At 62.4% G+C, this 2,058-nt stretch carries 4 pseudogenes; 2 read left to right on the forward strand and 2 right to left on the reverse strand.

What is annotated here, in order from left to right:
- Positions 1–255: 255 nt before the first annotated feature.
- Positions 256–603, forward strand: a pseudogene (locus ACJMNC_RS15235) (transposase); the annotation flags it as partial.
- Positions 604–1,208: 605 nt separating this feature from the next.
- Here ACJMNC_RS15235 and ACJMNC_RS15240 read toward each other — a convergent pair.
- A pseudogene (locus ACJMNC_RS15240) lies at positions 1,209–1,374 on the reverse strand (PaaI family thioesterase); the annotation flags it as partial.
- A 61-nt stretch (positions 1,375–1,435) separates the two neighbouring features.
- Here ACJMNC_RS15240 and ACJMNC_RS15245 point away from each other — a divergent pair.
- Positions 1,436–1,652: pseudogene (locus ACJMNC_RS15245) on the forward strand (TetR family transcriptional regulator); the annotation flags it as partial.
- Between the two features lie 111 nt (positions 1,653–1,763).
- Here ACJMNC_RS15245 and ACJMNC_RS15250 read toward each other — a convergent pair.
- Positions 1,764–2,058, reverse strand: a pseudogene (locus ACJMNC_RS15250) (TetR/AcrR family transcriptional regulator); the annotation flags it as partial.

The raw sequence follows: 2,058 nt of genomic DNA on the forward strand, positions 1-2,058 counted from the left end.
CCTAGGCTAGGAGCGTGGCCCGCGCAGCCGCCACGGCATCAAGGTCTAGTCGGTCGACGGGCGCGCACCATAAGCACCGCTTGCGCCAGTTAGCGGTGGGCAACGCCAGTCACTAGGCGTCGACACGTGGCCCTACCCCAAAGAGGGCGGCGTGCTAGTGGGCGTAGGGGCCGCCGGTGGGGCTGTCCAGCTAGTGAGGCCAGTTGAGCCGCTGCAGCCGCGGCAGAGCGACGAGCGCCAGCGACAACATCCGGCCTCAGGTACCGGCACCGCCGACGCGCCCGGTGCGAGGATCGGATCCGGCAGGGCAAAGACTGCGGGCTGTTGCACCTTCCGTTGTTCTCGTTCGCGCAGAACCAGGTGTGGACCTCGATCGTAGCGTTGGCGATCGATCTGAACGCGTGGATGCAGATGCTGGCGTTGACCAGCACTGATGCCCGCACGTGGGAGTTGAAGACATTGCGTCTTCGGTTGTTCGCGATCGCGGCTCGGATCGCTCGGCACGCCCGTCAGCGACGGCTGCGGTTCGCTGCCCGTGCCAAGTACACCGGTCTGCTGATCGCCGGGCTCGATCGTCTCGACGGCTACCCGAACAGCACGTGACCAGCGTGTCCTGACGTATCCGAACGACCTGAAAGACACCCTCCGGGCCCGTGAAACCCGGCCGTGATCCGGCGGCAACCGGCCAGCCTGTCGTACCCGAACCGCAAAATCAGCCCTGCCGCAATCAATCCGAACCGCTCAGGCAGGGATAGGCACCGGATGAAAGATCGAGGCTAACCGTCGTCTCGTGGAAATAAGATCAGGAGCCCATTATGTAAGACGAAGTTGTTGTAGAGAACGGCGTTACACGGGGAACACGTTTTGTTGCGGTGGAACTTTGATATATCTCTCAAAAGAGAACGCTAGTGACAAATACACCATGGACGCATCCCGCCGGCACACTCGACGGGGTCGCTGCGCGACCAGCTCATCGAACTGATGTGAGTAGTTCGACCAGGACAACGACGCCGAGCAACGAACCGACACCGACGCCATGATCAGGACCATCACCAGGTTCGCTTCGATCAGTGAACTCGAGTGGGCCGGCAGGCTGCCTGAACATATGGGCGGTGGAGAACAGCAAAGGCCTCGGCCATCCTGTCGCTGTGGCTGCTCGAGCAGGGGAATCGGTTGTCGATGTCCCTCCACCGAGACCGCCCGAGTGCGCCAGCTCTCCCGCGCGGCGGGCCGCTGATGCGGTGCGGGCGGCGCAGCGGGACCGGCAACAGGTACTCGACTGTGAGGCGGCGGGTGACAGCCGGGGTTGCAGCAACCACAAGGTGAGCCCGGCAGGTCGTCCCACGCCGCGGCGATCGCGCCGCCGTGCGCCATCGCCGAGAGTCGTGACATGCAGGGGCGCTGCGGCAAAGAGGGAAGCTTGTCGGCTGAGCAGCGGGTAATCGACCAGTACCGCCAACCATTTGAAGCCATTCTGCAAAGCTCTCATGCCCGCGAGGAACTAGACGACTTCGACATCGAACTCGCAATGTGCCAACTTCTCGGACCGCTGGTATTTCGCACGAAGAACCGGGCTACGAAACATCGACCGGCACGACTGCGCGCACATCGTTGACGACTTCCTCGCCGCCCACCAACGCACACACACCCCTCAACCGGAACGCACGATCAACCCGACCGCAACGCAAAGAATCGGTCGAATCGCGCCGCCACTGGCAAAACAAGTTCGGCGAATGGCTCGCTGCCAAACATGGTCAGTCCACTTAGCGGCGGGACGCGAACCCGGGATGACTGAATGGCAGACCACGTGAGAAGGCGACGCCTATGGTCGCGCCCGCGCCATCGATGATTCCCCACGTCGTTTCCAACAGGTGTGCGGCGAAGAACTTGTCGTCCACCCCTTGCTCACGACCGCCGTCGGTCCACCACTGCGTCGCAGATAGACCAGAACCCAGAATGGACGCCACGGCCATGGGAATAATCGAGGTATCTGCATGAATACGCTGCAGAGAGTCAGTAAACCGACCGGCGATGACCTCCATCACCGACCTCAATTGC

Origin of the sequence: Gordonia sp. VNK21 (assembly GCF_046098115.1) — a bacterium.
Classification (GTDB): domain Bacteria; phylum Actinomycetota; class Actinomycetes; order Mycobacteriales; family Mycobacteriaceae; genus Gordonia.